Source organism: Kineobactrum salinum (genome assembly GCF_010669285.1).
Taxonomy (GTDB): domain Bacteria; phylum Pseudomonadota; class Gammaproteobacteria; order Pseudomonadales; family Halieaceae; genus Kineobactrum; species Kineobactrum salinum.
The window spans coordinates 2,220,992-2,247,660 of the sequence record NZ_CP048711.1 but is presented as its reverse complement, the minus strand read 5'-3'; the positions used below and the strand labels follow the sequence as shown (position 1 = coordinate 2,247,660).

26 protein-coding genes and 2 pseudogenes are annotated in these 26,669 nt (G+C 55.9%); 9 read left to right on the top strand and 19 right to left on the bottom strand.

Features of this window, described 5'->3' with window-relative positions; all coding sequences use genetic code 11:
• From G3T16_RS09690 to G3T16_RS09675, 4 genes are all read right to left on the bottom strand, one after another.
• On the bottom strand, nt 1–411 hold the full coding sequence (locus G3T16_RS09690; protein WP_163495010.1) for a response regulator: 411 nt from the start codon (nt 409–411) through the stop codon (nt 1–3).
• A 100-nt stretch (nt 412–511) separates the two neighbouring features.
• On the bottom strand, nt 512–1,126 hold the full coding sequence (locus tag G3T16_RS09685) for a hypothetical protein (protein ID WP_163495008.1): 615 nt from the start codon (nt 1,124–1,126) through the stop codon (nt 512–514).
• 1 nt (nt 1,127) lies between these two features.
• Nucleotides 1,128–2,117, bottom strand: coding sequence for an AAA-type ATPase lid domain-containing protein (locus G3T16_RS09680; protein WP_163495006.1), 990 nt, complete (start codon nt 2,115–2,117; stop codon nt 1,128–1,130).
• A gap of 20 nt (nt 2,118–2,137) precedes the next feature.
• Entirely contained in the window at nt 2,138–2,389 is a 252-nt protein-coding gene (locus G3T16_RS09675) for a sigma 54-interacting transcriptional regulator (protein ID WP_163495004.1), read from the bottom strand.
• Nucleotides 2,390–2,601: 212 nt separating this feature from the next.
• Between G3T16_RS09675 and G3T16_RS09670 the strand changes: the two are divergent.
• From G3T16_RS09670 to G3T16_RS09650, 5 genes and pseudogenes are all read left to right on the top strand, one after another.
• Nucleotides 2,602–3,825: pseudogene (locus tag G3T16_RS09670) on the top strand (IS256 family transposase).
• Between the two features lie 36 nt (nt 3,826–3,861).
• On the top strand, nt 3,862–4,227 hold the full coding sequence (locus tag G3T16_RS09665; protein ID WP_163494023.1) for a transposase: 366 nt from the start codon (nt 3,862–3,864) through the stop codon (nt 4,225–4,227).
• Nucleotides 4,224–4,559 (top strand): IS66 family insertion sequence element accessory protein TnpB, encoded by a 336-nt coding sequence (gene tnpB / locus G3T16_RS09660; protein WP_163494022.1) that lies wholly within the window; start codon nt 4,224–4,226, stop codon nt 4,557–4,559. Before G3T16_RS09665 ends, tnpB begins: the two co-directional genes overlap by 4 nt.
• Nucleotides 4,560–4,639: 80 nt before the next feature.
• The gene (gene tnpC, locus G3T16_RS09655) at nt 4,640–6,208 is read left to right on the top strand and encodes an IS66 family transposase (RefSeq protein WP_163494021.1); all 1,569 of its coding nucleotides are present in this window, start codon (nt 4,640–4,642) and stop codon (nt 6,206–6,208) included.
• Nucleotides 6,209–6,506: 298 nt separating this feature from the next.
• Nucleotides 6,507–6,830, top strand: coding sequence for a TonB-dependent receptor (locus G3T16_RS09650; RefSeq protein ID WP_163495002.1), 324 nt, complete (start codon nt 6,507–6,509; stop codon nt 6,828–6,830).
• 516 nt (nt 6,831–7,346) lie between these two features.
• Here G3T16_RS09650 and G3T16_RS09645 read toward each other — a convergent pair.
• From G3T16_RS09645 to G3T16_RS09590, 13 genes and pseudogenes are all read right to left on the bottom strand, one after another.
• Nucleotides 7,347–8,705, bottom strand: coding sequence for an NtaA/DmoA family FMN-dependent monooxygenase (locus G3T16_RS09645; RefSeq protein WP_163495000.1), 1,359 nt, complete (start codon nt 8,703–8,705; stop codon nt 7,347–7,349).
• A gap of 127 nt (nt 8,706–8,832) precedes the next feature.
• Nucleotides 8,833–9,801: a LysR family transcriptional regulator gene (locus G3T16_RS09640; protein WP_163494998.1), complete on the bottom strand. Its 969-nt coding sequence runs from the start codon at nt 9,799–9,801 to the stop codon at nt 8,833–8,835.
• Between the two features lie 118 nt (nt 9,802–9,919).
• On the bottom strand, nt 9,920–10,462 hold the full coding sequence (locus G3T16_RS09635) for a carboxymuconolactone decarboxylase family protein (protein ID WP_163494996.1): 543 nt from the start codon (nt 10,460–10,462) through the stop codon (nt 9,920–9,922).
• A 30-nt stretch (nt 10,463–10,492) separates the two neighbouring features.
• On the bottom strand, nt 10,493–11,023 hold the full coding sequence (locus G3T16_RS09630; protein ID WP_163494994.1) for a VOC family protein: 531 nt from the start codon (nt 11,021–11,023) through the stop codon (nt 10,493–10,495).
• 30 nt (nt 11,024–11,053) lie between these two features.
• Nucleotides 11,054–12,034: a fumarylacetoacetate hydrolase family protein gene (locus G3T16_RS09625; RefSeq protein ID WP_163494992.1), complete on the bottom strand. Its 981-nt coding sequence runs from the start codon at nt 12,032–12,034 to the stop codon at nt 11,054–11,056.
• Complete coding sequence (locus G3T16_RS09620) at nt 12,031–12,843, bottom strand: glutathione S-transferase family protein (protein ID WP_269473281.1); 813 nt, start codon at nt 12,841–12,843, stop codon at nt 12,031–12,033. Before G3T16_RS09620 ends, G3T16_RS09625 begins: the two co-directional genes overlap by 4 nt.
• Nucleotides 12,844–12,875: 32 nt before the next feature.
• Nucleotides 12,876–14,477 (bottom strand): long-chain fatty acid--CoA ligase, encoded by a 1,602-nt coding sequence (locus tag G3T16_RS09615; RefSeq protein ID WP_163494987.1) that lies wholly within the window; start codon nt 14,475–14,477, stop codon nt 12,876–12,878.
• The gene (locus tag G3T16_RS09610; protein WP_163494985.1) at nt 14,474–15,649 is read right to left on the bottom strand and encodes a dihydrolipoamide acetyltransferase family protein; all 1,176 of its coding nucleotides are present in this window, start codon (nt 15,647–15,649) and stop codon (nt 14,474–14,476) included. Before G3T16_RS09610 ends, G3T16_RS09615 begins: the two co-directional genes overlap by 4 nt.
• A 17-nt stretch (nt 15,650–15,666) precedes the next feature.
• Nucleotides 15,667–16,629, bottom strand: coding sequence for an alpha-ketoacid dehydrogenase subunit beta (locus G3T16_RS09605; protein ID WP_163494982.1), 963 nt, complete (start codon nt 16,627–16,629; stop codon nt 15,667–15,669).
• A gap of 26 nt (nt 16,630–16,655) precedes the next feature.
• Nucleotides 16,656–17,366, bottom strand: a complete 711-nt coding sequence (locus G3T16_RS09600; protein ID WP_269473297.1) for a thiamine pyrophosphate-dependent dehydrogenase E1 component subunit alpha — start codon at nt 17,364–17,366, stop codon at nt 16,656–16,658.
• Nucleotides 17,367–17,386: 20 nt separating this feature from the next.
• Nucleotides 17,387–17,599 (bottom strand): annotated as a pseudogene (locus G3T16_RS23075) (thiamine pyrophosphate-dependent enzyme); the annotation flags it as partial.
• 123 nt (nt 17,600–17,722) lie between these two features.
• A complete protein-coding gene (locus tag G3T16_RS09595; protein WP_163494979.1) occupies nt 17,723–19,873 on the bottom strand; it encodes a TonB-dependent receptor in 2,151 nt (716 codons plus the stop codon).
• Nucleotides 19,874–20,104: 231 nt separating this feature from the next.
• Nucleotides 20,105–20,857: a sugar phosphate isomerase/epimerase family protein gene (locus G3T16_RS09590; protein ID WP_163494977.1), complete on the bottom strand. Its 753-nt coding sequence runs from the start codon at nt 20,855–20,857 to the stop codon at nt 20,105–20,107.
• Nucleotides 20,858–21,080: 223 nt separating this feature from the next.
• Here G3T16_RS09590 and G3T16_RS09585 point away from each other — a divergent pair, with 223 nt between their 5' ends.
• Complete coding sequence (locus G3T16_RS09585; RefSeq protein ID WP_163494975.1) at nt 21,081–21,875, top strand: cupin domain-containing protein; 795 nt, start codon at nt 21,081–21,083, stop codon at nt 21,873–21,875.
• Between the two features lie 42 nt (nt 21,876–21,917).
• Here the strand turns inward: G3T16_RS09585 and G3T16_RS09580 are convergent, their stop codons facing one another.
• A complete protein-coding gene (locus G3T16_RS09580) occupies nt 21,918–22,664 on the bottom strand; it encodes a TSUP family transporter (RefSeq protein ID WP_163494973.1) in 747 nt (248 codons plus the stop codon).
• A gap of 260 nt (nt 22,665–22,924) precedes the next feature.
• On the opposite strand from G3T16_RS09580, the gene G3T16_RS09575 reads away from it, so the two are divergent.
• From G3T16_RS09575 to G3T16_RS09565, 3 genes are all read left to right on the top strand, one after another.
• Nucleotides 22,925–23,296, top strand: a complete 372-nt coding sequence (locus tag G3T16_RS09575) for a hypothetical protein (RefSeq protein ID WP_163494971.1) — start codon at nt 22,925–22,927, stop codon at nt 23,294–23,296.
• Nucleotides 23,297–23,365: 69 nt separating this feature from the next.
• Nucleotides 23,366–24,817, top strand: coding sequence for a TolC family protein (locus G3T16_RS09570; RefSeq protein WP_163494970.1), 1,452 nt, complete (start codon nt 23,366–23,368; stop codon nt 24,815–24,817).
• A complete protein-coding gene (locus G3T16_RS09565) occupies nt 24,817–26,187 on the top strand; it encodes a multicopper oxidase family protein (RefSeq protein ID WP_163494969.1) in 1,371 nt (456 codons plus the stop codon). Before G3T16_RS09570 ends, G3T16_RS09565 begins: the two co-directional genes overlap by 1 nt.
• A gap of 65 nt (nt 26,188–26,252) precedes the next feature.
• On the opposite strand, the gene cueR is transcribed toward G3T16_RS09565, so the two are convergent.
• Nucleotides 26,253–26,669: a Cu(I)-responsive transcriptional regulator gene (cueR, locus tag G3T16_RS09560; protein WP_232059333.1), complete on the bottom strand. Its 417-nt coding sequence runs from the start codon at nt 26,667–26,669 to the stop codon at nt 26,253–26,255.

The following is a 26,669-nucleotide window of genomic DNA, read 5'->3' as shown; positions in this document are numbered from 1 at the left end:
TCAGGCCGCGGCTCCCACGCGGGTATGTTCGTAGATCAACTGACGCAATACCGGGTCTGCCGGGATCTTGCTTACATGCGCCGTAGCGCCCCGGGCCTGGCCCCGGGCGATGTCAAAAATGCCGTCGGAGGAAGACAACAGGATGACCGGTATATCCCGGGTTTCCTCGGCATTGCGAATGAGTGTACAGGTCTGGTAACCATCCAGCTCCGGCATACTGATATCGAGGAACACGATCTGTGGCCGGAAGCGCCGCAACATGCCCAGCGCCTGGTAGCCATCTTCGGCACACTCTACTTCGCAACCCATCCGCTTCAACGTATGGGACATCATCATGCGGATGGTTTTCGCATCATCGACGATCGCAACCCTGATCCCCGTTATGTCCTGCTGTTCGGTCGATTCGCTCATTGGCGCTCCCGTCGATCGGCATTGATACCCAGTATTTTAGTTGCAGGATGCCCGCTGCAAGCAAAATCTTCACAATTCTTCATTCCCCGTGTCGCGATCGTCACGACTCCGGCGCGAACAGATAGCTCCGGAATGGCTCCATATGGCCGGCCTGGAAGTCCTGCCATTCATAGATATTGAACTGATGCATCAGCTTCAAGCAGCGCTGGAAGACTACATCGGCATCATAACTGGTGGGCGCGATGCCGTACTGGTCGGTGATGCGGGCAAAGATGCGGGTGGCAATGTCGCGACGGCCCTGGTCCTCCCGGTACAGCAAATGCTCGACCGGAGACGGCACAATCGGCGCGCCGTAGATCAGGAAGGCTTCCCAGCGCAACACGTCGTGCTGCGGGCCCAGTTGCTCCACCAGAAAGCGAACCATGTTGCGCAGCTCGACCCGGGGCGGCAATACGTCCTGTTGCAGCCAGCGCCGGAGATCGGTCTCTCCCCAGGCGGGGTTGATCGCGAGTATGCCCAGCACGCGGCCCTCGATCCGCGAGGGCGCCACCGCTGCCATGTCCCACAGCAGATTCAGTCGGGCCGAGAACCCCAGTACCGCAGGCAGGGTTTCCTGCGCCAGCGCCTGATAGGCGGCCGCCAGTTCGGTGACGGTCTTGTGCTCCGCGGCCTGGGCGGCTGCGTGGTCATTGGCACTGGTGGAAGAGTCGCTCATCTCATTTCTCCACTGCATTGACTGCCGCCGCCTGCGGCAGCTGGCGAGCCTTCTTCAGATAGGTCGGTTTCGACACCCCGAGTAACTCTGCCCGCAGGGCTACGGTAGCCAGAGACTGCTGCGCCTCGAGCTGTAACAGCAACAGCGCCTCTGCCTGTTCCAGCGGCGAAGGGCCCGCCAGCCCCAGCGCCCGCACCCAGTCGTCCACCAGTCGCGCGACCTGCAACCACAGCCCACAGCCGCTGCGCAGTGGCCCGCGCTGTTCAACGCGGGGCATCCAGCGATTGATATTGCGTCGGCTGGTTTGCAAGAACGCCGCCACCCTGCCCGGCGCCTCGGGGTAGCGTCCGCGAGCGGCCAGTATCACCTCATCCGCCAGCCAGGTCCCCAGCGGCAGTACTGGACCCTGTCGCAGTATCAGATGCACCAGCTCTGCCAGTGCCAGTTCCAGTTCCTCCCAGGCGCTGGGACTGTGGCTAGCGTCCATTGCGCCGAACTCCTGCCGCAGGGGCAAGGCCACGGTATCCGCGGGTGCCTGGTCGCCCAGGAACAGCTGCAGATCGAGCGGCGTCAGCCATTCCCCGCCCGGACGGTTGTCCAGCGCGCGCACCACGCGTTGGCGGATTTCACTGATGTTGCCGTGCCAGTCGTGCTGCCGCATGGCCTGTTCCGCTTCCGGTGTAAACCCCTTGCACAGACGATTGCGGCTGCTACTCTCCTGACCGAGTATCTTGTTCGCCCACCGCAGAATAGCCTGTTTCCGGTGGCGCAGGGGTGGTACCTGCACAGGATAGCCCGCAAATACGCTGGCCAGTTTGGGCTGCAGGACCCCCTGCGCCACCAGCCGCGGCAGGCTGTCGGGAAACAGAGCCACGAAGCGCATCTGGGGCAGGTAGGCCGGCGGGTCGGCATCGGCCAGCCGCCGGCTGGCTATCTGCCGGGCAAGCCTGAGCTGGGCATCGGCGGCCATCAGTTGCGGCGACTTGAACACCAGGGTCTTGCCCGCCCCGGTCAGCAGAGCTCGCCGGATGCGCTGGTTTGCATCATCACGGTTGCGAAATTCACGACAGTCCAGCTGTACCAGAGTCTCGGCGGTACCCCCGCACTGGCATGCAGAATACGGGCGATGTACATTTTGCCGGTGCCGCGGGCACCGACGATGGCAACAGGGGTGTCGGTGGCCGCCAGAAAGGTGGCCTGATCCACCGCCCCCTCCATATTGTCCAGCACATAGCCGGCCGGATTGGCGCGCGTTACTGACAAAGCAGTGCCTGTACGGCTGTAGCCCAATCAGGGCAGGTCATACTTGTCTCCCACAGTCGGTCCGGCTGGTCCGGACATTATAGTCCGCGATGGTCGCGTATCATGGCGATAACGTAAATGATCTTTCGCACATTTGAGAAGAGGCGGTGGCCTCCAGAGTTGATACGACTGAGTTACGAAGCTTAATCCCACAACAACGGAGAACCACCACCATGAGCAACAATATCGAGAGTAAGGGCTTGGGTAAGGTCATTCAGATCAATGACGCCAAGATTCAGGATCATCTCGGTGAACTGGTCCGAGGTACGGTTGAGGAGACGCTGAACGCCATGCTGGATGCCGAGGCAAACGCCATGTGCGGGGCCCAGCGATACGAATGCACCCAGATCGTATAGATACTCGGGCCGGCCACTATGAGCGTAAATTCCACGCCAAGGCCGACGAAGTCACCCTGAAGATGCAAAAACTACGCAAGCAGACCTTCGAGACAGCCATCATTGAACGATACAAGCGCCGCGAAACCTCGATTGAAGAGGCCCTGATGGAGATGTACCTGGCCGGTGTTTCCGTCCGCCGGGTCGAGGATATCACCGAGGCCCTGTGGGGAACCCGCGTCAGCTCCGGCACCGTTAGCAAGCTGAACAAGAAGGTCTACAAGCATATTGAGACCTGGCAGAACCGTCCTATCCAGGGCGAGTATCCCTGTGTACCTGGATGGCATCGTCCTGAAGCGAAGCTGGGCCGGCGAGGTAGGCAACGTCTCCGTATTGGTCGCTGTCGGCATCGATCAGGACGGGTATCGGCATATTCTCGGCGTACAGGAAGACCATAAGGAAGACAAATCCGGTTAGAGCAGCTTTCTGGCGCATTTGAAATCGCGAGGCTTGAAGGGCATCAGAATGGTCATTTCTGATGCCTGCATGGGCTTGAGTGAATCTGCGGCCGAGTATTTCCCAGAGGCGGATTGGCAGCGCTGTACAGTCCATTTCTATCGGAAGGTGTTCAGCCATGTGCCCAGGGCGAAGATGGCCCTGGTTTCCGCTATGCTCAAGGCTATCCATGCCCAGGAGAGCCGCGAGGCGGCTCAAGATAAAGCGATGAAGGTTGTCGAGGAACTCAGAGCCATGCGGCTGCAGAAGGCTGCTGATTTGGTGGAGCGCTGCATCGACGAGACCTTCGCTTTCTATGGCTATCCACAGACCCACTGGCTGAAGATTCGTATCAATAACCCACTGGAGCGGATCATGCGAGAAATCCGGCGCCGTACCCGGGTTGTCGGCGCATTCCCTGATGGCGAGTCCGCCGTAATGTTGGTAGGTGCCAGGCTCCGCCACATCGCGAGTACCAAATGGGGAACCCGTAAGTACATGTCGATGGACTGGTTACGGCGTAACCGTCCGGTAAACCCATCTTTTCGAACCCCGCGAACTGCGTAAGCTAGGTGCCCACCTAATGATAAGTGGGCACCTGATATGGATGACGAAGCGTCTCTTCCAAGGATCATCAAGCGGCGGCGGCGCTATTCGCCGAGGTTCAAACAGCGAGTGTTGGCCGAGTGCCATCAGCCAAACACCTCCGTGGCCGAGGTCGCGCTGCGGCATGGCCTCAACCTCAACCTGGTACACAAGTGGCGCCGGTCACGGGCGGTTGATGGCACGGGAGAATTTGTGCGGCTACCCGTGCCCACCAAAGACTCATCCAACCCTGGCCAGAGCGTAGCGCGAGTTCAGCCCACTGTCAGCATCCGGCTGGATGCGCCGCTCGGCCAGGTCACCGTGGAGTGGCCATTGAGCGAGATCGACCGTTCGGTCTCCTGGCTCAGGTCCATCCTGCAGTGATACAGATTGACGAGATTTGGCTCGCGCGTGAACCCCTCGATATGCGGGCAGGCCCCGATACGGCGCTGGCCCGAGTCATCAACAGCTTCGGTGAAGCCCGGCACCACTGTGCCTACGTATTTGCCAACAAGCGCGCCAACCGGATGAAGGTGCTGGTGTGTGATGGCTTCGGTATCTGGCTCGCCGCGCGCCGGTTACATCAGGGCAAGTTCACCTGGAGCCCCCTGCGCACGGGCGGCGTGGTCACACTCGACAGCGCGCAGCTACAGGCCCTCGTGGTCGGCTTGCCCTGGCAATACGCGGCGGCCAATCACGTGATTGACCGGCAGTAGCGCAGAGCAAAAAAGGGCACCGTAGTCTACGCAAATAGTTGATCTGGTGCCGTGCTCGATTCTTTGGCACAGTATCGGTCATGGAATTGCGCACCGATCTCACACACCTCTCAGACGATCAGCTCCGCCAGATGGCAGCGCAGTTGATCACCCAGCTGGGTGATCAACAGGCGCAGCATGCCGCCGAACTCCTCCAGCGCGACAAGACCCTGCAGCATTACAAAATCCGTAACGAACAACTGACTCACGAGCTGGCCATACTGAAACGTCACCGCTTTGGCCAGCGCAGTGAAGCGGGTGGCAGCACGCAATACCGCCTGCTCGATGACATCGTTGAGGAGGACCTCGCCGCGGTAGAGTCGGAGCTGGCGCAGCTCACCGACACACCCAGGTCAACGCGGACGCCACGTAAGCCGGCACGGCAATCCTTGCCTGCAGAATTGCCCCGCACGGATATCCACCACGATCCCGAGTCGACCATGTGCACCTGCGGCTGCCAGCTAGCCTGCATTGGCGAAGATATCAGTGAGAAGCTCGACTACGAGCCCGGTCAGTTCTCGGTAGAACGCCATATCCGTAGCAAATGGGCCTGTAAGCAGTGCGAGACCCTCGTGCAGGCGCCCGTGGCGCCCCACGTCATTGACAAGGGCATTCCGACGACCAACCTGCTGGCTCAGGTGCTGATCAGCAAATACGCGGATCACCTGCCGCTGTATCGGCAACAGCAGATCTATGCCCGCGCGGGTGTTGAGCTCTCCCGCTCAACACTGGCTGACTGGGTGGGCCGCTGCGGGGTGGAGCTGGCCCCGCTGGTCGATGCGCTGCGTCGTGAACTGCTGGCACAGGACATTCTGCACGCCGATGAAACACCGGTGGCGATGCTGGATCCCGGCAAGAAGAAAACGCAGCGAGCCTATGTGTGGGCCTATGCGACACCGCGGACCTTGCCGATACAGGGCGTGGTGTACGACTTCCAACCCACGCGATCCGGCCAGGTGTCTCGCGAGTTCCTGGCCGGTTGGCAGGGGAGCCTCATCTGTGATGATTACGCAGGCTACAAAGCGGGCTTTGTACAGGGCATTCACGAAGTGGGTTGCTGGGCCCATGCGAGACGCAAGTTCCATGAGTTACTGGAGCACAACCAGAGCCCGATTGCGGAGCGAGCCCTTGCCACCATCGGTGCGCTTTATGAGATTGAGCGCGCAACGGCTGAAGCCATGCCGGAACACAGACAACAGGTTCGCGAGCAACAGGCGCGGCCCATCATCACCGCATTCCATGGCTGGTTAACCGGACAGCGATCCAAGCTGACGAGCGGCACACGTACCGCCAAAGCGATCGATTATGCTTTGAAACGCTGGGAGGCCCTGGTTCGTTATCTGGATGATGGGCGAATCCCCATCGACAACAACTGGGTGGAAAACCAGATCAGGCCGTGGGCCCTGGGGCGGAAGAACTGGCTGTTTGCAGGCTCTGTGCGCAGCGGCCAGCGCGCGGCCAACGTGATGACGCTGATCCAGTCGGCTAAGATCAATGGGCTTGATGCCCAGGCCTATCTGCGGCATGTGCTGGAGCGTATCCCCACCGCCAGGCAATCTGACCTGACAGCTCTGCTGCCGCACAACTGGGAGCCGCCCATCAAGGTGTGATTACCGGACGGTTACGTTACGGCAGCAGGATATAGAGGCTCATCAATCAGCTTGAAGGTCTCCGCCTCAGAAAAAGTGCGAGAAAATATTTACACTACCTTTAGCAATGCCAAGCGAAGACTTAGACATGAGGGTATCAACATCATTACGGAATCCCCTCAACACTAGTCAATCCAATACTCCGATCAATCCCGGCATCGGAGGCAGCGGCGCAGATTCGTGATCTAAATGGAGGCCCGTTTTCAACACGATTCCGCGTAGCCTGACGGATATTAATGCGATCAGCCAGGGCACGTTGTTGTATGCCAGTCTGAACCCGGGCTATCGCGGTGCATCGTTCAATGCCCAGGCAGCCTTCAACCCATCCGCATTGACAGTGGCTCATCCGAAAACCGTTGCCGCCGCGGAACTCGGTGTGAAGATTCAGTTCGACGAATATCATCTGTGGCTCAACGGAGCAGTCTTCTATAACCGCTACAACAACCAGCAGATCGTTGACGTTATATCTACCTCTGCAGGTTTTGTCCAAGCGCTCACAAATCTTCCCAAGTGTAAGCGTCCGGTAAACCCATCAATCAAGTTAAAATTAATGTCCAATATTTGGGGTGCAGTCCACGAATAGGTGGACACCTACGTTACCTGCCAGGACGGCCATGGGTAGATGGGTTTACCGGACGGATACTGATTACCGGACGGTTACTCCCAAGTCACGGATCGAGGGTGCGGAGCTTGAAGTCGAATACAAACCCTTGGCTGTAATGAAGCTCTCAGCTTCCATGAATTACCTGAATTCCAAAATCGAGGAGGGCACCTACCAGGGAGTCGACGTGACTGGGAATAAGCTGGTAAACGCCCCGAATTTACCTTCGCTCCGATGATAGAATTCTTCGTCCCCATCTCCGATTGGAGCTACGCCGATGCGAATGTGAACGCTGAGGACTCTCCCTGTGGGGGAAAAACCTGACGGGAGAGTTTGTTTACGCCTACCTCGCAAATGCCTCCGCTATCGTTCCTTTCCAGTGGTGACCACGACGACATCGGTGCTAAAACATCCCAAGGCGTTCCTGAAGCCACGCAGGCCCGTTTGCGGACTGATTGATTGCGTCATCATCATTGCTATTACCAGTTGTAACCCCGTTTAGCCCAAATCCAGGTAAGAGGCGGCTTTATGGTCCGGGGCAATGTAGGGGCAGCCAGCACCCAGCTTTTGTCTGAAGGTTCCTTCTCTATAAGCGGTTTTATAGCGCCCCCGCTCCTGGAGTTTTGGCACCACCAAGTCGATAAAGCTTGCCAGGGAGTCATGGGCAAGAATTCGGGCAACGCTAAAGCCATCGATGCCGGTCTCGTCCATCCAGTGCTCAAGCTCATCGGCAACCTGATCCGGCGTGCCGACAATGGCCATATTGGAACCACAGAGAATTTTTTGCTGGAGCACTTCTTTCAGCGTCCATTCGCTGTTGCGCGTAAAGCTCAACAACGCCGTGCGATTGGCATCGTTCTGCGCAAATTCAATGGGTTTATCCAGCGGGTATTGAGAAAGATCTATTCCCATGGCACCTGACATTAGCCCTAACAAGCCTTCAAGGCTTGCATATTTTTCGTAGTCTTGATACTTGGCTTTTGCCGCTTCTTCAGTTTCATCAACGAATACCGAGACACCCATAAAAAACTTGATATTCTCAGGATTACGCCCAACTGCCGTCGCAAGTTCTCGGGTTTTGGCCACCTGACCCGCCACGATATCGGTTTTGGTTCCATTCAGGTACACCCCTTCCGCATGCAGCGCGGCAAAGCGACGCCCACGCTCGGAGCCACCGGCCTGGAACAACGTTGGCACACGTTGCGGAGAAGGTTCCACAGCCCCGATTGCCTGAAATTTGTGAAAGTCTCCAGCAAAATCGATCTGTTTAATATTTGCTGGGTCCGCATAGATACCTTTAGCTTTATCTTTAATCACGGAGCCTTCTTGCCAAGATTCCTGCCAGAGGCGATAGACACCCTCTAAAAACTCTTCCGCCATCTCATAACGCAAGTCATGCTCGGTAAGCTTGTCTTTACCCATCGCCAACGCACCACTGCGCAGGTAACTGGTAACAATATTCCACCCTAGCCTGCCCCGAGTTATATGATCCAGCGTCGAAAAACGTCGGGCAAAACTGAAAGGAAGCTCATAAGAGCAACTGCCGGTTACAGTAAAGCAAAGGTTCGAGGTTACCGATGCCATTAAAGGAATCAGTACCACCGGGTCGAGACAAGGCGCCATTGAGCCATTCAGCAATGCGGCATCAGCCTTGCCCTGATAGACATCGGGAAAACCATAAACGTCAGCCAAAAATAAGCTATCAAACAAGCCGCGCTCTAATAACTTGGCGTAGTCCATCCAATACTCAGGCGTTGTATAATTAATCGCTTGGTCGTCGGGATGGGTCCATAAACCAAACGCTTGGAAGCTGGGGATAGCTTGATCTAATGCATTTAACCGAATCTCTTTTTTCATAACCACTCCTAGTAACCCCGCGTAATGTTATATCTATCCAAACTTACGTATTAGCGGAGAGATTAGCAGATTCCTAGTGGCATTAGTCATGAAAGGTTCGCGGCAAGGTCATGTAACAAACTAATCACTAACCCACCCACTTTAATGAAGAGGGCCCTTGCAGACCACGCTTACGGAAAATATCTTCCCAAGCAAGATTCACCCGCTTTGCCTCTTCAACAACAAGCCGGATAAATTCTTCTGCCTCTTGCGGCAACTCTGAACTAATACGCTCAACAACAGTGAGATCCAGCCGAATATCCGGCTTTAACAGGGGGATCGCCGTGAGGTTCTCCAAATCCGTTTCTGGATCGAGGATAATTGCTGGAGAAACCGTTTTCCAGGTACTGCGGCTAACCATATCCAAGGTGACCAGAGAAGACCCCACTTCCATGGTTGCGGCTACCTCTATACCTTTGTCTGCGAGCCAACCTTCAATAGCATTGCGCCGCGATTGCATGCCTTCGGCCCAGACAATCTTGTGCGGTCCCGACTCGCGCAGCTCTTTAAGCGTGACAGAAGCAGCCCCTTCGCCGGAAGCGATCAAACATTCGGGTGAAGAAAGCAACGGCCTCAGGCGCACCCCGGATTCACGACCAAACGCGGTTCCAAAGGCAAAATCCACTGCGCCGGAACTCACCATAGTCGTCAGCGAGGTGCTGAAGTTTTCGATAATACCAACTTTAACGTTGGGGTTTTCCTCGGTAAAACGGACCAGCGCGGGCGCGATGACTCTGTGGGCCAGTGCCGGAATCACGCCAACATTAAAGCAGGTTTGATACCCTTCCGCGAACCTAGAGACCGCCTCGGAAGCAACATCTACTTTTCGCAACAATTTCACACAATGCCGATAAAAATCGTCGCCCGCTGGCGTGCTAGTGACCTTTGCTCTATCGCGATTAAACAGTTTAATGCCAAACAGGCTTTCCAGTTGTCGGATGTGATGAGATACACCGGACTGCGTGCAATTCTCGCGTACTGCTGCCGCGGTAAAAGACTCCTCTTCATAAGCCGCGATGAAAAGCCGTATATCTTGAAGTGTACCCTTAAAAGCCATGGTCTACCCCTTATTCGCGCCGCGCAGATCAAATCCATATCATTTCTTTACAAATGCGCAGCTTTTAATGAGTCAACGAGTTTTGATAATCTAACACCCTGCAACAAACTGGCAATAGCTACTCCGTCTCGAATGGCACATCGATAGTATGCGTTAAATGCGCTAAACCGAGATACAACGCCAAAGTAAGCCCAATTTCCAGCAGTTGCCTATCTGTATAGATGGCGCGCATATACGCCGCGGTCTTCTCATCAAGCCCGTCACCGGTGATAAAACGATCAGCAAATGCCACTAACATCTTCTGGCGTTTATTTAATATAGCAATATCAATTTGGCCTTGCGTAACCGTCGCCAGTACAGCATCCGCCAAGCCTGCATCAACCGCCATTTGGTAATGATGAGCCAGTTCATAGCGCGCATCAAGCCGCGACAACAGACGAACAATTAGCAATTCCCGATCTTGCGGCTCCAAATCCGTTTGATGACGCAAAGCGTGCGCGTAATTAATAAAGGTCTCAAAAATAGCGGGACTGGCGGCAAGCAGCCGATGGATATTCGCCGGGCCTCGCCCACCCCGATCGAGTCGCTTGAACATATTGCGCAGCAGGTCATCGCCAGGTTCCTGAACAAGCTCTAAGCTTAATCGCGTAAGATTGGGCATAGGCGGACGCTACCGAATGATTTCTTGCCTTTAGGAAAATTCCCGAAATGGCGATTTACCATCCCAGTTTTGCGCCTCTTCATTCAAAGACATCATAAAGCTCAATGTCTCATTATTCCACTGAAACAATTCCAGCATATAACCGAGCTCGGCGCTGGTATCCAGATAGCAAAACGGCTGATCGTTATAGGTGGCTTCCTGAACGACCTGATAACCCGCTTCGCGGTATTGAGCCACAACGGCCTGGTAGTCGGCAACATTCGCCCCCAGATGGTGGTGACCGCCAAAACCGGCGAGATACAGATCCCGGTAGGCGGATGGCACGTTGTTACTTTGGGAAATTAATTCAATTTGCATACCACTGTGGTAAGCAAAAGCCACATTAAAAATAGGGGAGGTCGCAGCGGAATCTTTATGGAAGCAATTTGTCGCCTGCTGGTTTTCCAGGTAATAAAACGGGCCTGCGCCAAGCGCAGTATGCCACGCCTGCATTGCAGCATGGATGTCGTTCACCACCCAACAACTTTGAAAAAACGCGTTTCGTGCTAATAATGATGTCATTGCCCTACCTTGTTTAGGTAACCGCGAGGTTTAAATAATCCGCGTCCGTAAAGCACCGATAGGATCCGCGCTCAGAATTACCACGTCACCCCGGTTTAGTTTATTGCGGTGCTCCAAACCGCAGCCATCCGCAGCGGCGCCAGTGCAAAAAAGCTCCCCGGGCACCAGTGTTTGGGATTGGCTTGCGTATGCGATACAGTCATCGAAACGCCACTTCGCCTCTCTTAAAAATGACAGCGACCAGAGCTCTTCGTTCACAAACGCCCGCATGGTCATCGCATAAGGGTCGGGAATTTCATCCCGGGTTACGATGCAGGGACCGATAACATTTGAGCCATCAAAGTCTTTGCCTTTTGCTACCCCGAGCCCGGTTGACATGGCAACGAATTGCGCATCGCGCGCACTGAGATCGTTAAATAGCGTATAGCCAAAAATGTACTCGTCAGCATTTTCGCGAGCGATATCTTTGCCAGCTTTGCCAATAACTGCCGCCAACTCCAATTCGTAATCGATCCAATCAGAATAACCCGGCCAGCTCACCTCTTCATCATGGCCGACAATGGTAGTTGCATCAGAGTAATAATAGCCTGGCACGTCCGACCAGCCACTGCCAGGCAAACTGTCGAGATTAAACTTGCGCCGCATTTCGACGTAGGCCGCTGCGGGGTCCGGTTTTTCTGCGGCAAGCATAAAGGCGGCGCCATCCGTCGCTTGCAGCAAATGTCGTTCAAAACTGGAAAAGTCCCTTATTTTGGAAGGCCGTGGCAATGGCGCGAGGATCTTTATGCTACGCCAGTTAACCAGAGATTCTTCGGGAAAATCGGCCAGAAGATTTGTCGCCGCCTCCAAACCACTTTCTCCCACTTGGATAAGACTTTGCATACTGGCAAACGCGTGGTTCCCAGCACCGTTAATGATGTGCGCGGCCCCGGCAAGATCTAACAAACGCCCGTCACTGGTTTCCGCGCCAAGACGCTCGACGCCCTTGTGCAAAAAAGTGTACAGCTTCATTGGGATAACTGCTCCAACGTCTTGGTCATACGTTTAACAAGCTCCTCCCGCGTTGCTCGGGCAGACTCTTTTAGCCCTGCCGTAATTTCCGGCTGCGCCATATTGCGAATTTTCACCACACTGCGCCGAGCATTAAGAGTGGCCCACCACCTTTTCAAACGCGGATAACCGTCTTGCCAGATCTCATCCAACCCCAGCTCTTCCAAGCGCAACATCAACGGAAATACCGCGCAATCCGCTAGGGTTATATGATCGGCGGACAACCATTGCTGCTGTGCGAGACTCGTCTCGATCTTATGCAACATTTCGGGCACGTGCTGGGTCGCCAGCTTGGCGGGTTCAGAGTCAATTCCCTGGCGCACCGAAACTTCCCGGAAACGACGAGCAACTGGGTCGGGAATAGAATCGAGCATGATTTTGAATTTATCTTCATTGATCGGGTCACCCACCATAAACCGAATAAAGGTGGCGACGGTCAAAGCTCCGGTAGCCGCGAAATACAATTCATCAACGTCTTTCAACCAACCATTCATTCTGGCGCGCAGTAACGGATCCGCTGGTTGGAGTTGAATGCCTTTGGCATCGCTTTCATCCAGATATCGGATCACCAGTGAAGACTCATAGAGGACTTCGCCATCCTCTCGTACCAAGGTAGGAACAAGTCCCTTGGGATTTAGACGTCGATAATCATCGGTGGCCAAAAATTCCCGCTCAACTTCGCAATATTCAAAATCCAGCCCCTTCTCAAAAGCGACCACTAGCGCCTTGCGGGCACATGTCGCCATGGGTATTCCATAAAGCTTTGGCACGACTTTCCTCGCTCTTTCGCTATTAGTGGCGCCTATCCGGCCAGGTGCTGTTGGCGCATAGCCTTTTTATCTAGCTTGCCGGTGGAAGTTAACGGAATATCATCGACATATTCGATTTTGTCCGGCAGCCACCAAGCTGGAAACTGTTGTCCCAGTAGGTTGCGAATATCGTCCTTATCCGGTTTGCAGCCAGCCAGCGGCTTGACAATTAGCATGGGGCGCTCCTGCCATTTTGGATCCGGCATGGCGATAACTGCGGCTAGCTCCACTTCGCTGTGGCCCATCGCCGCATTCTCCAGATCGACCGAGCTTATCCACTCGCCGCCAGACTTAATCACGTCTTTGGCGCGGTCTTTGATCTGCATTACGCCGTATGTATCAATGGTGGCGATATCGCCGGTATCAAACCAGTCATCTTCCAGTAAAGCAGTTCCTTGGTTACCATAATAGCGCTCGATCACCCAGGGACCGCGCATCAGTAAACGCCCCTGGGTCCCGCCGTCATGGGGGAGGCGTTCTCCGTCTTCACCCGCCAGGGCCAACTCAACACCGAACAATGGTTGCCCCTGTTTACATGCATAATCACAACGTTCATCCTCAGACCACGTATCGGCAATAGCCGGCAAACGGTTTATGGTGCCCAGCGGACTACTTTCCGTCATACCCCAGGCATGCAGAACATTGACGCCGTAGTTTTTTCTGAAGGCGGCGATCATGGAGCGCGGCACGGCGGCTCCACCGACAGCTACCTCCGCAAGACCTCCCAGTCCTTTACCACTTTCCTTGAGATAAATCAGCAGATTGGTCCATACCGTAGGAACACCCGCGGAAAAAGTTACCGCTTCACTTTCAATAAGCTGTTGGATGGCGCTACCATCCAAGCGTGATCCCGGTAACACCAACTTGGCGCCGACCATCGGCGCCGAGTACACCAGCCCCCAACTATTGGCGTGAAACATTGGCACCACCATTAGCGCGGTTGTGGCATTCGACAGCCCAAAGCAATTGCCACCGACAGTCGCGTAAGCATGTAAAAGATTGGAACGATGGGAATACAACACCCCCTTGGGGTCGCCGGTGGTGCCCGATGTGTAGCAAAGTGACGATGACGTCTGCTCAGCGATTTCTGGCCAGACAAAGTCATCCCTGTGAGCGCCAAGCATCTCTTCATAGCATAGCAAATTAGGCAGGCTGCTCTCGGGCATATGCTCCCGGTCGGTCAATACGACATAAGCTTCCACAGAAGTGAGTTGCTCGGCGATTTCTTCCAAGAGGGATATCAACGGCAGATCGACAAAGATCACCCGATCCCCGGCATGATTAATAATATACGCGAGCTGCTCAGGTGATAAGCGCGGGTTCAGGGTATGACACACCAAGCTCTGCCCGGCAACGGCATACCAAACTTCAAAGTGGCGATAGCCATTCCAGGCAAGGGTTGCCAGGCGATCACCCGGTGACACACCAAACGCGGCCAATGCGTTTGCCAGCTGTTTGCTTCTGGAGAGTGCTTCCCGGTAGGTGTAGCGATGCAAGCCACCTTCCACAGTATTGGAAACAATTTCCTGATAACCGTGAACACGTGCCGCGTGTTCCAAGATGTGGGCGAGGTTTACCGGTCGCTGTTGCATCATAACAGCATCCTCGGCCTGGCAAGCAAGGCTTTCAGCTCATTAAGCAGCGCCGCAGCAACAACGCCATCGATCACTCGGTGATCGACGGAAAGCTGCAAACTCATCATCATTTTTTCACGCAAAATCCCATTTTCCACAACCGGAATAGGATGTGCGGCACCCACCGCCAGCATCAGCGATTGCGGCGGGTTAATAATTGCCGTAAACTCTTCGACGCCGAACATTCCTAGATTGGAAATCCCTGCGCTTCCACCTTGCATTTCATTCTGCTTTATTTTTCCTGTTCGTGCACGCTTGACGATATCTCTGATTTCAATGGATAATTGCTCAAGGGATTTACCCGAAACATTTTCGACAACTGGCGTCAGCAAACCATCCTGGATTGCCACGGCAACCGCCAGGTCGGCTTGCTTAAAGCGACGGATCCCCCGCTCGTGCCAAGTGACGTTAGCCTCGGGCGTTTTGCTCAACGCTTCGGCAAACGCCTTAACGATAATATCGTTTAGCGTAATTGAAGCTTTGCTATCGCGATGATTGATTTCCTCGCGCAATTTATTCAACTCATCGACAGCGCAGGTTACCTTAAGATAAAAATGCGGCACCATCTGCTTTGCCAGACTGACACGCTCAGCGATAGCTCGGCGCATTGGCGTCAGCGGTAAAATATCCTCTTCGACTTCACTGCCGCTTCCGGTTGGCGAATCCTGCTGTGATGGTTTTTTCGAGTACGCCAACACATCTTCCCATGTTATTCTGCCGCCCGGACCGCTGCCGTTGACAAGGGTCAGATCTATGTTTTTTTGTTTCGCCTCCCAGCGCGCCTGCGGCTCTATCTGCACGCGCTCTCCCCCGCTATTATCCTGCGATTTTTGCGTCAGCTTAGTCTCTGGCTTGTTGTCCTCAACAGGAGGTTCGTCCGGCGACACATCACCTCCCTCCTGATCAATAATAGCGATAACTTCCTGAACATCCACCAGCACACCTTCTTCGACAATCAACTTGGCGATTGTGCCGGCTACCGGAGATTCAATCTCCACAACGGATTTGGCGCTTTCGACTTCGCACACAATTTCCCCTTTTGCCACTGCATCGCCTTCCTGCTTAAGCCACTCGGTAATCGTTCCATCCTGCATACCCATGCCCACTTGCGGCAAGACCAGTTTAAAAGCCATCGTGAAATAACCCTTTCTTATGCAAACGTTTTATGGACCGCGGCAATAATCTTTTCTTTATCCGGGTACAACTGATGTTCGATCGCCGGACTGTGGGGAATATGTGTGTCCGGCGTGGTCACTCTTACTAGCGGGGCCCGCAAATGCCAGAAGCCATCCTCCGCCACAATCGCTGCAATTTCACTGGCGGCGCTACAGGTCCGATGCGCAACATCGACCACCACCAACCGCCCAGTTTTGCTGACAGATTGCAGCAAAGTCTCCTGATCGAAAGGCACCAGGGTGCGCGGATCGAGAACCTCCGCTTGCACGCCCTCCTCCGCCAATTCATCAGCGGCCGCCAGCGCATGACGCAGCATTCCACCAATGGCTACGATGGTGACATCGCTGCCTTCACGAACAACATTCGCCTTGCCGATTTCGACCAAGTACTCCTCATCCGGAACCTCATCACGCATATTCCAGAGGTTGGTATCCTCGAAAACCATCACCGGGTTGTCATCGCGTATGGCGCTTTTGAGCAGCCCTTTCATATCGTAGGGATTAGAAGGTATAACGATTTTGAGACCCGGGACATTCATAAACATGGAGTAGGGTCGGTCGCTATGTTGCGCGGCAACACCAAGCCCATGGTAGAGCCCTAGGCGTAAAACCAACGGCATTTTTGCCTGGCCGCCGTAGAGATAACGCGATTTAGCAATGATGCTTACCACCTGGTCCATCGCGGGATAAATGAAGCTGGAAATCGTGACATCGACGATCGGGCGCCCACCAGTGACAGCCGCGCCAGCGGCGGCGCCGATAAATCCCGCCTCGGAAATAGGAGTATTGCGCACGCGTTCGCGACCGAACTCCTCCGACAGGCCATCCGCGGTGCCCCAGATGGAAAGATCTTCACCCATAACAAAAGTCGCGGGATCGCGGCGCATTTCTTCACGTATTGCGGCAAGAATCGCTTGTAAATAAGTAATTTTAGACATTGGCTATCCAGATCAAGTGATAAACGTCAGACCGCCTCGCTATAGACATCGGTAAAGGCGGCTGACGGCTTGGGAAACGGGCTCGCCGTCGCGAATTCATGTGCCTCTTCAACTTCGCGCCGCACGTCCTTTCTGATTTTTTCCTGTACGGAAGCGGCAACCTCGTACTGATTGGCAAGCACCTTGGCGAACAGCTCAATCGGATCCCGCGACAGCCAGTACTCAACTTCCTTGTCCGACCGCCCACCTAGGTCAACTGCGCCCAAGTTCCCCATGTTCACCGCATGGTCGCGATAACGGTAGGTTTTGGCTTCAATCAAGGTCGGGCCGATACCTTCGCGGGCGCGAACCACGGCCTCGCTGACAACTTCGTACACCGCCAACACATCTTGGCCATCCACTATTTTTCCCGGAATATTATAGGCTGCGCCGCGCGCCGCTATATCTTCTACGGACGTGGTGGCAAACATTGGCGTCGCGGCGGCATAGAGGTTGTTTTCACACAAAAATATCACCGGCAGTTCCCAAATCGCCGCAAGATTTAAACTTTCATGAAAGGTGCCCTCGTTGGATGCACCATCGCCAAAAAAACACAACGAAATCTTGCCGGTTCTCTGTAGTTTGCTGGTAAGGGCGGCACCGGTGGCAACCGGCATTCCCGACCCGACGATGCTGGTTTCGCCAATACTGCCGACACTAAAGTCAGCGAGATGCATGGAGCCACCTTTACCCCACAGACGCCGGTCGCGCGTCCATGTAGCTCCGCCATCAAGGGCCCTAGCTGGGCGCCCTTGGCAATTGGATGCCCATGGGAGCGGTGATTACCCATCATGTAATCCTCGTCCCGCAACGCCATACAGGCGCCAACGATTTCTCCTTCCTGGCCAATTGAAGAGTGCAGCGATCCGACAATATCACCCTTGGCATGCAGCGATTCCGCCAGCTCCTCGAAGTACCGGATCCTCAACATCCGGCGAAACATTTCTGTAGCGATAGCCGTATTAATCATTGTTTACCATCCCCGATCTGTTATTGCGCCCTTAGCGTAATCCTATTGCGCCTTACTGCCTCGTAACTGATCTTGCATAACGTGCTAACGTGCGTCAAAATCATACGTCAAGCGTACACCAAATAGTCTACCTGGAGCATCCGCGTGGGTTTTACCATAGTTGCTGACCACACCGAAGTTGAGGTAATCCTCGTCGGTAAGGTTTTTCCCCCAGAGTGAAACCTTGTAACCGTTATTCGAAAGCCAGGTAATAGATCCATTCAGAAAATTGTAAGAGTCCTGATTCACCACGTGCTGCGGATCAAAGGCAAATCCATCGTTGTAGTAGTAGGACCCGCTAAATTCCAGACTATCACTGTCACCGAAAGGAATTGAATAGTTTACGCTAAGAGACGAGGTCCATTCCGGCGCACGGACAATCTCATTGCCGGACACATTTACCGTGGCAGGGCGGTTGCCGCCATTGATATCATCGCGAATAAACCCAGCATAGTTGGGAAAATCCTGGTATTCCGAAGTTAAATAATTTGCGCTGAAATCAACATCGAGTTGGTCTGTTACCAACATTTTCGCGCTCAACTCAAAACCGAAAACTTCCGCGGCACCGGCGTTCTGGAACGAGGCCGCCGCACCGGTAGCGCTGTCATTGACCTGCACCTGCAAATCCTGAAAATCGTAGTAAAACCCTGCCAAATTTAGCTGTACCCGCTGATTCAGCAACGCTGATTTAAGCCCGACTTCCAGCGCATCCAGAACTTCCGGGTCAACCGGTGGCGCGCCGGAATCGACAGCATTAAATGCGCCCGACTGAAAACCGCGACTGTAGGTGGCGTAACCCATTACATCATCATTGAAATGATACGATGCTGATAGCTTCCAGGTTACCTTCTCAAAAGATTCGGACTGGGAAGGAAGTACTGTTACCAGATTAACGGACGGAACCACCTGTACCGATGACACGTCTTTCTCTTCGTAGGTGTAACGCAGGCCACCGGTGACCTCCAGCTTTTCCGTCAGAGGAAATGCCGCTTCCGAAAATAGTGCATAGGAGGTTACTGGCACCTCAGCGATCAAATTCACCAACGCATCTCCCGGCGCCAGTTCAAAATCACCACCGGTATCTTCATCAAAATAATACGCGCCAGCAATCCATTTCACCGTACTTTCCGGGAAGGAAAGCAGTTGAATTTCCTGCGAAACCTGCTCACTTGTAGCTGGATTTATGGCAAACCCCATAATTGACGCATCGGTGCCGTCATAATCAACCGAAGAAACCGCTTCATAGTCCCGATAACCGGTAATCGAAACCAGCTCTGCGAACGGCAAATCAAAATGGCTGTTCAAGGTCGCGGCGTATAGACGGCCTTCCTGAAAGGATGGGTAATTGTGGTATATATCGCGCACCTCCGTACCAGTATCACCGCCGGCCAGAAGCCCCAGCGCGTTGTCCTGCACTTGGCGAAACCCCCAAGGATCGGGTGATTCCATCTTCATATATTCGCCGGTCAGAACAAATTTCATTGTCTCGTTGGGGGTTAACACTGCTTTGGCGCGAACTGCCCGGCCTTCTTTGCGCGACGGCACGCCCCTCGGCGCCAAACTGGAAAGATTATCCACCAGCGCATCGCGCTGTGAGTAGTCCCCATAGATCCCCAGCGACAACGTATCACTAACGGGGCCGGAAACGTAAAAACCGACCTCAGCGCGATCATGATTGCCGTAACCGGCCACTACTCGACCTTCAAATTCCTGTCCCGGCTCTTTGGTAATAATATTGATGGCACCGCCGATTGCGTTACGGCCATAGAGTGTGCCTTGCGGTCCTTTGACGACTTCGATGCGCTCCACACCGATAAAATTCATATTGACACTCAGCGGACTGGAAACATAGACACCGTCGACATACGTGGCAACGCCGGGCTCCGCACCCACGGTGGCAATGTCACTGCCAATACCGCGCAGATAAGGCGTCGCAAAACCACCGCTACTGGTGTACACCAAGCCTGGAACCACAAATTGCAACTGCGCTGCATCTTCTATTTGCAGACGCTCTAGCATATCAGTGGAGAATGCCGAAACACTTACCGGGATATCCTGAGAAGATTCAGAACGCTTCTGCGCCGTAACCAGCATTTCATCCAATACCAGCACATTGGTTTTTTGCGCAACAGCAGAAAACGAACCTAATACACCGAGTGTGGCAAGCGTTGTTGAGATAGCTATTCTTAGCTGCATTATGTATCCTCCGAATAACTTTTTAGAATGTGGCAAGGACGTTTCAATGTGTCAGGAATGGTATCAGAGCTAAACTCATCTGGCGCATGATCTTATGGACGCACCCCGATAGGTTTTTTTGATGACAGCAAGATAAAGCCTACAGAATCTTTTGTGTACTGCTTGCCGCAATTGCGGCAGCGTCCTCAACGGCCAGCTTGCGGAATTTATCAGAGAGAATTTCTACACCAATCAATCCCGTATACTGAGCGCTCTGAATCGAGTCAAGAAAGCCCCAATATCCAATTCGCCTGCGCCGGGGGGCAATCTGTGGCACACCGTATCTTCCAGCCAAGAGCCCTGTTGTTGCTTTAAAGCATCGCAGAATTCAATATGCTTGATAACGCCCTCGGGCAAGTTGCGAATATCCTTATAGGAAACACCGGCACGGGCAACCTGCCAGATATCAAGCAGTAGGCCTCCGTTATCACAGCCCGCCCCTTGGATAATTTTTACAGCAGTTGGCAAATCGCTGATCGAAGATTCGACAATCAATTCAATTACCACGCTGAGCCCAACGTCGCTTGCCTGTCCGCATAGTGTGGCAAACTCATCGGTTACCCGCTCTACCGGCCAATCCGCCCCTGAGAAGTCACCGCCTATTTTGAGCTGAAAAGCGCCGAGATCTTCGGCTAGTTGCCAAGTAGTCTCCCTGACTTTATCCGACGCAGCACGCTGCTCGCCATCAACAAACCAATCGAAAAGCGGTTCCAGTTCGATATGCTGGATACCATAATTGCGCAAGAGGGATCGCACAGTGCGCTTGCCATATTTCTCAATATTGTATTTTGCATCGTCTATGCTAAGACCAAGCCCAACAAAACCAGCTTTGTGCGCGGCCGCGGCCCGCGACTCGAGAGAATTGACACTGATTGCGCTGCCATCCAGCGGTGACACATCCCCTGCCAGTGTCCAAAAGCTAGCCAATAACCGATTTTCGTTCATACCCCCCTTTATAGGCTCATTGACTTAGCAACATAACCACTTACAGATTAATCACTCACAGGAGCATACCGGCTTAAGATTTCCAGCGTCATAATGAATTTTGATTATCCAGGCAGAAATTCATCATACTCAAAGAAAGGGATATTCACAGCATAAGAAGCGCACTTCGTTGTAAGATAGTGCAAGTTGAACTTAGTTGCTTTGGATCCTGAGAGGTTATGCCATGTCTGAAACCCAGCGTAAAAATGCGATTGCCGGCAGCATTCAAATTTTTCGGGCGCATGAGCACCATCTTGAACTACCGCCACAGCCCGACCAAGCACACCGGGCTGACCTGGGCACTATTATCGATTACCGCCTCCAGGAAACCACCGGTGATTCCATGCGCGCCATTGCCACGCTTCCGGGTCACTTCCGGGATACTCCACAGTGGGCCAGCCCGTGGCATTATCATGAATGTGAGCTGCAGGTCGCCCTGATTATCGATGGCTCTCTGGACATCGATTATGGCAGGGACGGCTGGTCCCGCGCCAACCGCGGCGATCTGCTATTTATTCCCGGCTTGGCACCGCACAATGTAGGAGGCTCCTCCGCGGATTACCAAGTAGCGGAAATCACCTTTCCCGGCACCTTTAGCACGGTGGAAACCGAGGCGCCCCAAGAAACCTCATCCGTACAGGGACAAACCCTGGCGGTTCGGGATGCATTCCTTGAAACCCTCAATAGTGGCGTTAGTGTATACCGCTACAAACTAGGTGATGACTATACCGGCAAGTATGCGATTCGGCGTATCATCAGACGCCGCAGCGAACCCTTCAAGCCCGCGTGGTGTACAAAGTCTGAAACGACAAAACTAACCTTCGTCATGCGCGGCTCCAAAGAATTCCAGACCGCGGACGACAAAAAGGAAAGAATCGGCCCGATGGACATATTGCTAAGCCCACCGGGAGTATCCCTATTGGATACGAAGATTTCTCCAGATTACGAGGCAATCGAAATCACCGTAGATGGCTTCTAGATAAATCGTAGCGCTTTGTCTACTCTAAGTTTCTTCGCCTGCTCAGTCCAGGGCCAACCATACCAAGCGGACCACTAGAATAGTGAGTATCCACTTTAGAGCATTGCTGAATTGCTGGTTGCTGATTTTACTCAGCAGGTGAACACCCACACAGGTGCCGGCGAAGCCGGCCGCGATCATCGCCAGAATGAACCCCAGCCAGTCGCGAAAGACAAAGCCTGCCACCCCGAAGACCAGCGCCTTGGGTGCGTGCTGCAGGGTCATGGCGGTGGCAAAGGTGGCAATCGTGGCGAAGCGGTCGCTACACAGCTGCCTGATAAAGCCCGCGACCAGCGGACCCGTGGCGCCGACAAACAGGCTGATGAAGCTGGTGGCCAGCGAGACCAGGAAAATACCGCGACCGCCCAACACAGCGGCAGGCAGGGCGGGCCCCCAGGAGAGATAGAGTGCGAAAGCGGCGATGGTCAACTGCCACACCGCCGCGGGCAGTTCCACCAGCAACCATGACCCCAACAGTGCACCGGCCAGGACGCCGGGCGCGAAGGCGGCTATCACCCGCCAATTGACACTGCGCCAGGTGAGCAGGGCGCGGCCACCGTTGGAGCCCAGCTGGATCATGCCGTGTACGGGAATGATCGCCAGTGGCGGCACCCACATCGCCATCAATACCAGCAATAAAACCCCCCCACCCGCACCCAGACTGGCGGTAATCATCGAGGTCAGCGCCGAACACAGCAGCAGGAAGGCGGCAGTGGCCGGAGCGAGTTCCACGGGCAACAGAAAATCCATCGTGAGACGCTACCGGATTGCGCGCAAAGCGGCTAGTGGGCCCTGCGTAGCGTTCGGTGACTAACGCTCACAGCCACAGCGTTCAGAGCAAGGCGGGAAGACGCCAGTGGCGCTGTGGCGAACAGATCAGGAACAGAACTTTGCGCAGGGCCCGCCAAGGTGGAGCATGGCAGGGGTTATTGCAACTATCTGCGGGTGGGGCCCCATACACAGTGATTTCGGCTGCTCCCAATAATTCGCCGCTGTGGTAAACTTCGTGGATGAGACTGTTTCTGGCCCTGCTGATCCTGTTGTCTGCGCCGCTGTCGGTAGCGCAGCATGCGGGCTGTGGCGAGGCCGGTGCGGCAACAACAGCACTGGCTGCCGGCGGCGAAGCCACCGGAGAGGCGCAACATGCAGACCAGCACCAGCACAGTGACACCGGGGCACACGCCGGCGATAGTCACAGCAGCAGCTGTGAATCCTGTGATCTCGCCTGTCTGAGCGCCTGCGCGGCCGCAGCTGTGCCGATGTCCTTCGCCGAGCCAGGCAAGCCGGCGCCAGTTGCCGGCGTATTTCCTGCCCCAGCACCCGGATTGCTCAATCCCCACCTGCCACCCCTGCTCAGACCTCCCTCAATTTCCCCAGCCTGATTGCCCTGCGGGGCTGAACTGACCTGCGTCCTGAATGCAGGCTCTTTTCACTGCTGGAGAAACCGAGTCATGAATCCTTTTTTCCGTGCCGGCCGCACTGGCCTGGCATTCCTGATGCTGGCCCTGGCGGGCTGCGCCAGCGCTCCCCCCGACGACGGCAGCGGGCGGGCGCAGATCCTGCTGGAGCAGCGCGGACTGGAAATAGCCGGCCAGGCACAAGCCTTCACCGGTGCCCTCTCGCGGCAACAGGCGGTGCAGGCAATGCTGCTACATCATCCCGATATGCGCGCCGAATACGCCCGGTTGGATATCGCCGCCGCCGATGTGGTGCGCGCCAGCGAACTGCTCAACCCCACTCTGTCCCTATCCTGGTTGAATGTCAGTGGCGGTGGCAGCGAATTCACCGTCGGCCTGGGCCAGAGCCTCGCCGGGATAATGCTGCGGCCCGCCCGCCAGCGCCTGGCGGCAGCGGACTATGAGTTGGCGGTAGTGGATCTGGCCCAGGCCCTGCAGGACCGGGCGCTGGCAGTGGAGGCCGCCTGGTACCAGCTGGCCGCGGCGGAGCAACGCCTGGTCTTGCAGCAGTGGGCCAGCAACAGCGCCCGCTGGGCCGGGCAACTGGCCCAGCGTTTCGCCGACGCCGGCAACCTGCCACCACTGGACCAGGCAGAATTCGCCCAGGCGGCGGCGCAAGCAGAGCTGGATCTGATCGACGCCCGTCGGGATCGCGACCGGGCCCACGAGGACCTCGCCCTGCTGCTGGCACTGGATCACGACGACTGGGAGGTCACCGCCGCGCTACCGCTGCCGGTGAGCGCCGGGGACGACCGCGAGGCCATGGTGACCCGCGCCCTGCAATCCCACCCCCGGCTCGCCCGCCTGCGGCTCGCGGTCGCACGCCTGGACGAACTCACCGGCAGCAAGCGCCGGGAAGCCTGGTTGGACGATGCCGAAGTGGAAATTGAACACGAGCGCAAGGAGGACGAGCGCGCCACTGGTCCCAGCCTGTCCTTTCCGCTGCCGCTGTGGCATCGCAACCGCAGCGTGACCCTGGCCGCGACAGCAGAGTACGAGCTGCTCGCGGCGGAAGAGGCCGCGCTGCGGCTGCAACTGACGCGGCAGCTGCGGCAGCAACTGGCCGAGCTGGAACACAGCCGGGCAGCCATCGAAGTCCGCCAGCAGCGCCTGCTGCCGGCGCTTGCGGCGGAAGTGGAGGCGCGGCAGGCACGGGTCAATTTCATGCTCGATGGGGTTTTCAATCTGCTCGCCAGCAAGCGGCGGGAGCTAGAGGGCTGGTTGGAGCAGGTCGAGGATCTGGCGGATTACTGGCAGCTGGAAGTGGGCCTGGCACAGCTTCGCGGCCGCGCCGTCACCCGCGACAGCGAAGCGGTGCTCGAACTGACACCGGTCGGTGCCGCCACTGGCGAGGCAGCGACTGATGAGCCGGCAGCCGACCCCCATCGCCATCACGGCAATCACCAGCCGGCCCCCACTCCCGAATCTCACAGAGGACATCACTGATGAAACGCAGAGATTTTCTGGCTGCCGCCGGCGTCATGCTGCCCGCCGCCGCCATCACCCGGGCCATGGCCGAGATCGGCCAGGTTCAACACAACACCGGCGAGGCCACTCCCGGCAGACGCAGCGAGCAGGGCTATATGCCGGTGCATACACCCAACGGCTGGACCCTGCCCCATCGCATGGTCGACGGGGTAAAGGAGTTCCACCTGGTAGCGGAGGAGATCGAGCACGAGTTCGCGCCCGGCTCACGCGCCAAATGCTGGGGCTACAACGGCACCAGCCCGGGGCCGACCCTGGAGGCCGTCGAAGGCGACCGGGTCCGCATCCTGGTCACCAACAGGCTGCCGGAGCACACCAGCATCCACTGGCACGGCCTGATTCTGCCCTCGGGCATGGACGGTATATCCGGCCTGACGCAGCCACCCATCAATCCGGGCGAGACTTTTGTCTACGAGTTCACGCTACAGCAACACGGCACCCATATGTATCACCCGCACGCGGATGAGATGGTGCAACTGGCGATGGGCATGATGGGCCTGTTCATCATTCACCCGAAGGCCGGCGAGGCAGTGCCAGTGGACCGCGACTACGCCATCTTGCTGCACAACTGGGCGATGCACCCGGGCACCTCGCGGCCGGATCCCGCGGTAATGGTGGAGTTCGATCTCTGGACCATGAACTCCAGGGTGTTCCCGGCAATAGATTCGCTGGTGGCCAGGACTGGAGAGCGGGTTCGCATCCGGATCGGCAACCTGTCCATGTGGAACCATCCCATCCACCTGCATGGGGTACAGTTCCAGGTGACCGGCAGCGATGGCGGACGCTGGCCCGAAAACCAGTGGCGCAGCGAGGTCACCGAAATTGTCGGGGTGGGCCAGATGCGGGATATCGAGTTCACCGCGGTGCCAGGGGACTGGGCCTTCCACTGCCACATGTCCCACCACACGATGAACCCGATGGGCCACGATATCCCCAATACGCTGGGGGTGGACCAATCGGGCATCGAGCAGGAAATTCGCCAGTTGCTGCCCGGCTACATGGCCATGGGCGAGAAGGGCATGGGCGAGCACCAGGACCATACCGACAGCGGGCATATGCAGGGGCCGCCCAACACGCTGGCAATGATGATGGGGGTCGGGCCCTTCGGCAACATCGAAATGGGCGGCATGTTCACCGTGGTGAAGACCCGCGATGACATCGCTCCCGGCGACTTCAGCGACCCGGGCTGGTACGACCATCCTGAGGGCACCGTAGCCAGCCGCATCAGCAGGAACCCGGACTACGGCCGCCCCGAGCGCCGCGGCCGCCTGGCGAAGGCCGGCAGCGAGGCCCTGCCCACACCGAAACGGGAGGGCAATCATCGCCATTGACCGGCCCGCAACAAACGGCCGCCTTCAGCGCGGCCGTTTGCTGTGGCAAACCGGGCCCGTCGCCGCTAATGCGGCGGCGTCTCGCCCCAGGCCAGATTTTCCAGAATGGGACACTCCGGGCGCTGGTCACCTCGACAATCCTGGATCAGCTGCGCCAGGGTAGCGCGAATTTCCTGCAGTTCCGCAATGCGCTGGTCGAGTTTCGCAATGTGCTCCGCAGCCAGGCTCTTTACCTGTTTACTGGAACGCTGTTGATCCTGCCACAGCCCCAGCAAAGCGGCTATCTGCTCAATCGAAAAACCCAGCTTCCTGGCCTGCCTGACAAAACGCAGGCGATGCAGATCCTGCTCGCCGTAATATCGGTAGCCTTTGTCGCTACGAATCGCCGCCGGAATCAGGCCGGTGTCCTCATAGTGACGGATCATCCTGGCACTGACACCGGAAGCACGGGCGATCTGGCCTATGGTCAGCTGTAGACTCAC

What these genes read in the sequence shown, in the direction of transcription:
- G3T16_RS09645 (WP_163495000.1), bottom strand. Translation starts at nt 8,705, where the DNA reads ATGAAAAAAGAGATTCGGTTAAATGCATTAGATCAAGCTATCCCCAGC.
- G3T16_RS09630 (WP_163494994.1), bottom strand. Translation starts at nt 11,023, where the DNA reads ATGACATCATTATTAGCACGAAACGCGTTTTTTCAAAGTTGTTGGGTG.
- G3T16_RS09580 (WP_163494973.1), bottom strand. Translation starts at nt 22,664, where the DNA reads ATGGATTTTCTGTTGCCCGTGGAACTCGCTCCGGCCACTGCCGCCTTC.
- G3T16_RS09570 (WP_163494970.1), top strand. Translation starts at nt 23,366, where the DNA reads ATGAATCCTTTTTTCCGTGCCGGCCGCACTGGCCTGGCATTCCTGATG.
- G3T16_RS09685 (WP_163495008.1), bottom strand. Translation starts at nt 1,126, where the DNA reads ATGAGCGACTCTTCCACCAGTGCCAATGACCACGCAGCCGCCCAGGCC.
- G3T16_RS09665 (WP_163494023.1), top strand. Translation starts at nt 3,862, where the DNA reads ATGGATGACGAAGCGTCTCTTCCAAGGATCATCAAGCGGCGGCGGCGC.
- G3T16_RS09590 (WP_163494977.1), bottom strand. Translation starts at nt 20,857, where the DNA reads ATGAACGAAAATCGGTTATTGGCTAGCTTTTGGACACTGGCAGGGGAT.
- G3T16_RS09610 (WP_163494985.1), bottom strand. Translation starts at nt 15,649, where the DNA reads ATGGCTTTTAAACTGGTCTTGCCGCAAGTGGGCATGGGTATGCAGGAT.
- G3T16_RS09585 (WP_163494975.1), top strand. Translation starts at nt 21,081, where the DNA reads ATGTCTGAAACCCAGCGTAAAAATGCGATTGCCGGCAGCATTCAAATT.
- G3T16_RS09605 (WP_163494982.1), bottom strand. Translation starts at nt 16,629, where the DNA reads ATGTCTAAAATTACTTATTTACAAGCGATTCTTGCCGCAATACGTGAA.
- G3T16_RS09690 (WP_163495010.1), bottom strand. Translation starts at nt 411, where the DNA reads ATGAGCGAATCGACCGAACAGCAGGACATAACGGGGATCAGGGTTGCG.
- G3T16_RS09575 (WP_163494971.1), top strand. Translation starts at nt 22,925, where the DNA reads ATGAGACTGTTTCTGGCCCTGCTGATCCTGTTGTCTGCGCCGCTGTCG.
- G3T16_RS09625 (WP_163494992.1), bottom strand. Translation starts at nt 12,034, where the DNA reads ATGAAGCTGTACACTTTTTTGCACAAGGGCGTCGAGCGTCTTGGCGCG.
- G3T16_RS09635 (WP_163494996.1), bottom strand. Translation starts at nt 10,462, where the DNA reads ATGCCCAATCTTACGCGATTAAGCTTAGAGCTTGTTCAGGAACCTGGC.
- G3T16_RS09640 (WP_163494998.1), bottom strand. Translation starts at nt 9,801, where the DNA reads ATGGCTTTTAAGGGTACACTTCAAGATATACGGCTTTTCATCGCGGCT.
- G3T16_RS09565 (WP_163494969.1), top strand. Translation starts at nt 24,817, where the DNA reads ATGAAACGCAGAGATTTTCTGGCTGCCGCCGGCGTCATGCTGCCCGCC.
- G3T16_RS09595 (WP_163494979.1), bottom strand. Translation starts at nt 19,873, where the DNA reads ATGCAGCTAAGAATAGCTATCTCAACAACGCTTGCCACACTCGGTGTA.
- tnpC (WP_163494021.1), top strand. Translation starts at nt 4,640, where the DNA reads ATGGAATTGCGCACCGATCTCACACACCTCTCAGACGATCAGCTCCGC.
- G3T16_RS09615 (WP_163494987.1), bottom strand. Translation starts at nt 14,477, where the DNA reads ATGATGCAACAGCGACCGGTAAACCTCGCCCACATCTTGGAACACGCG.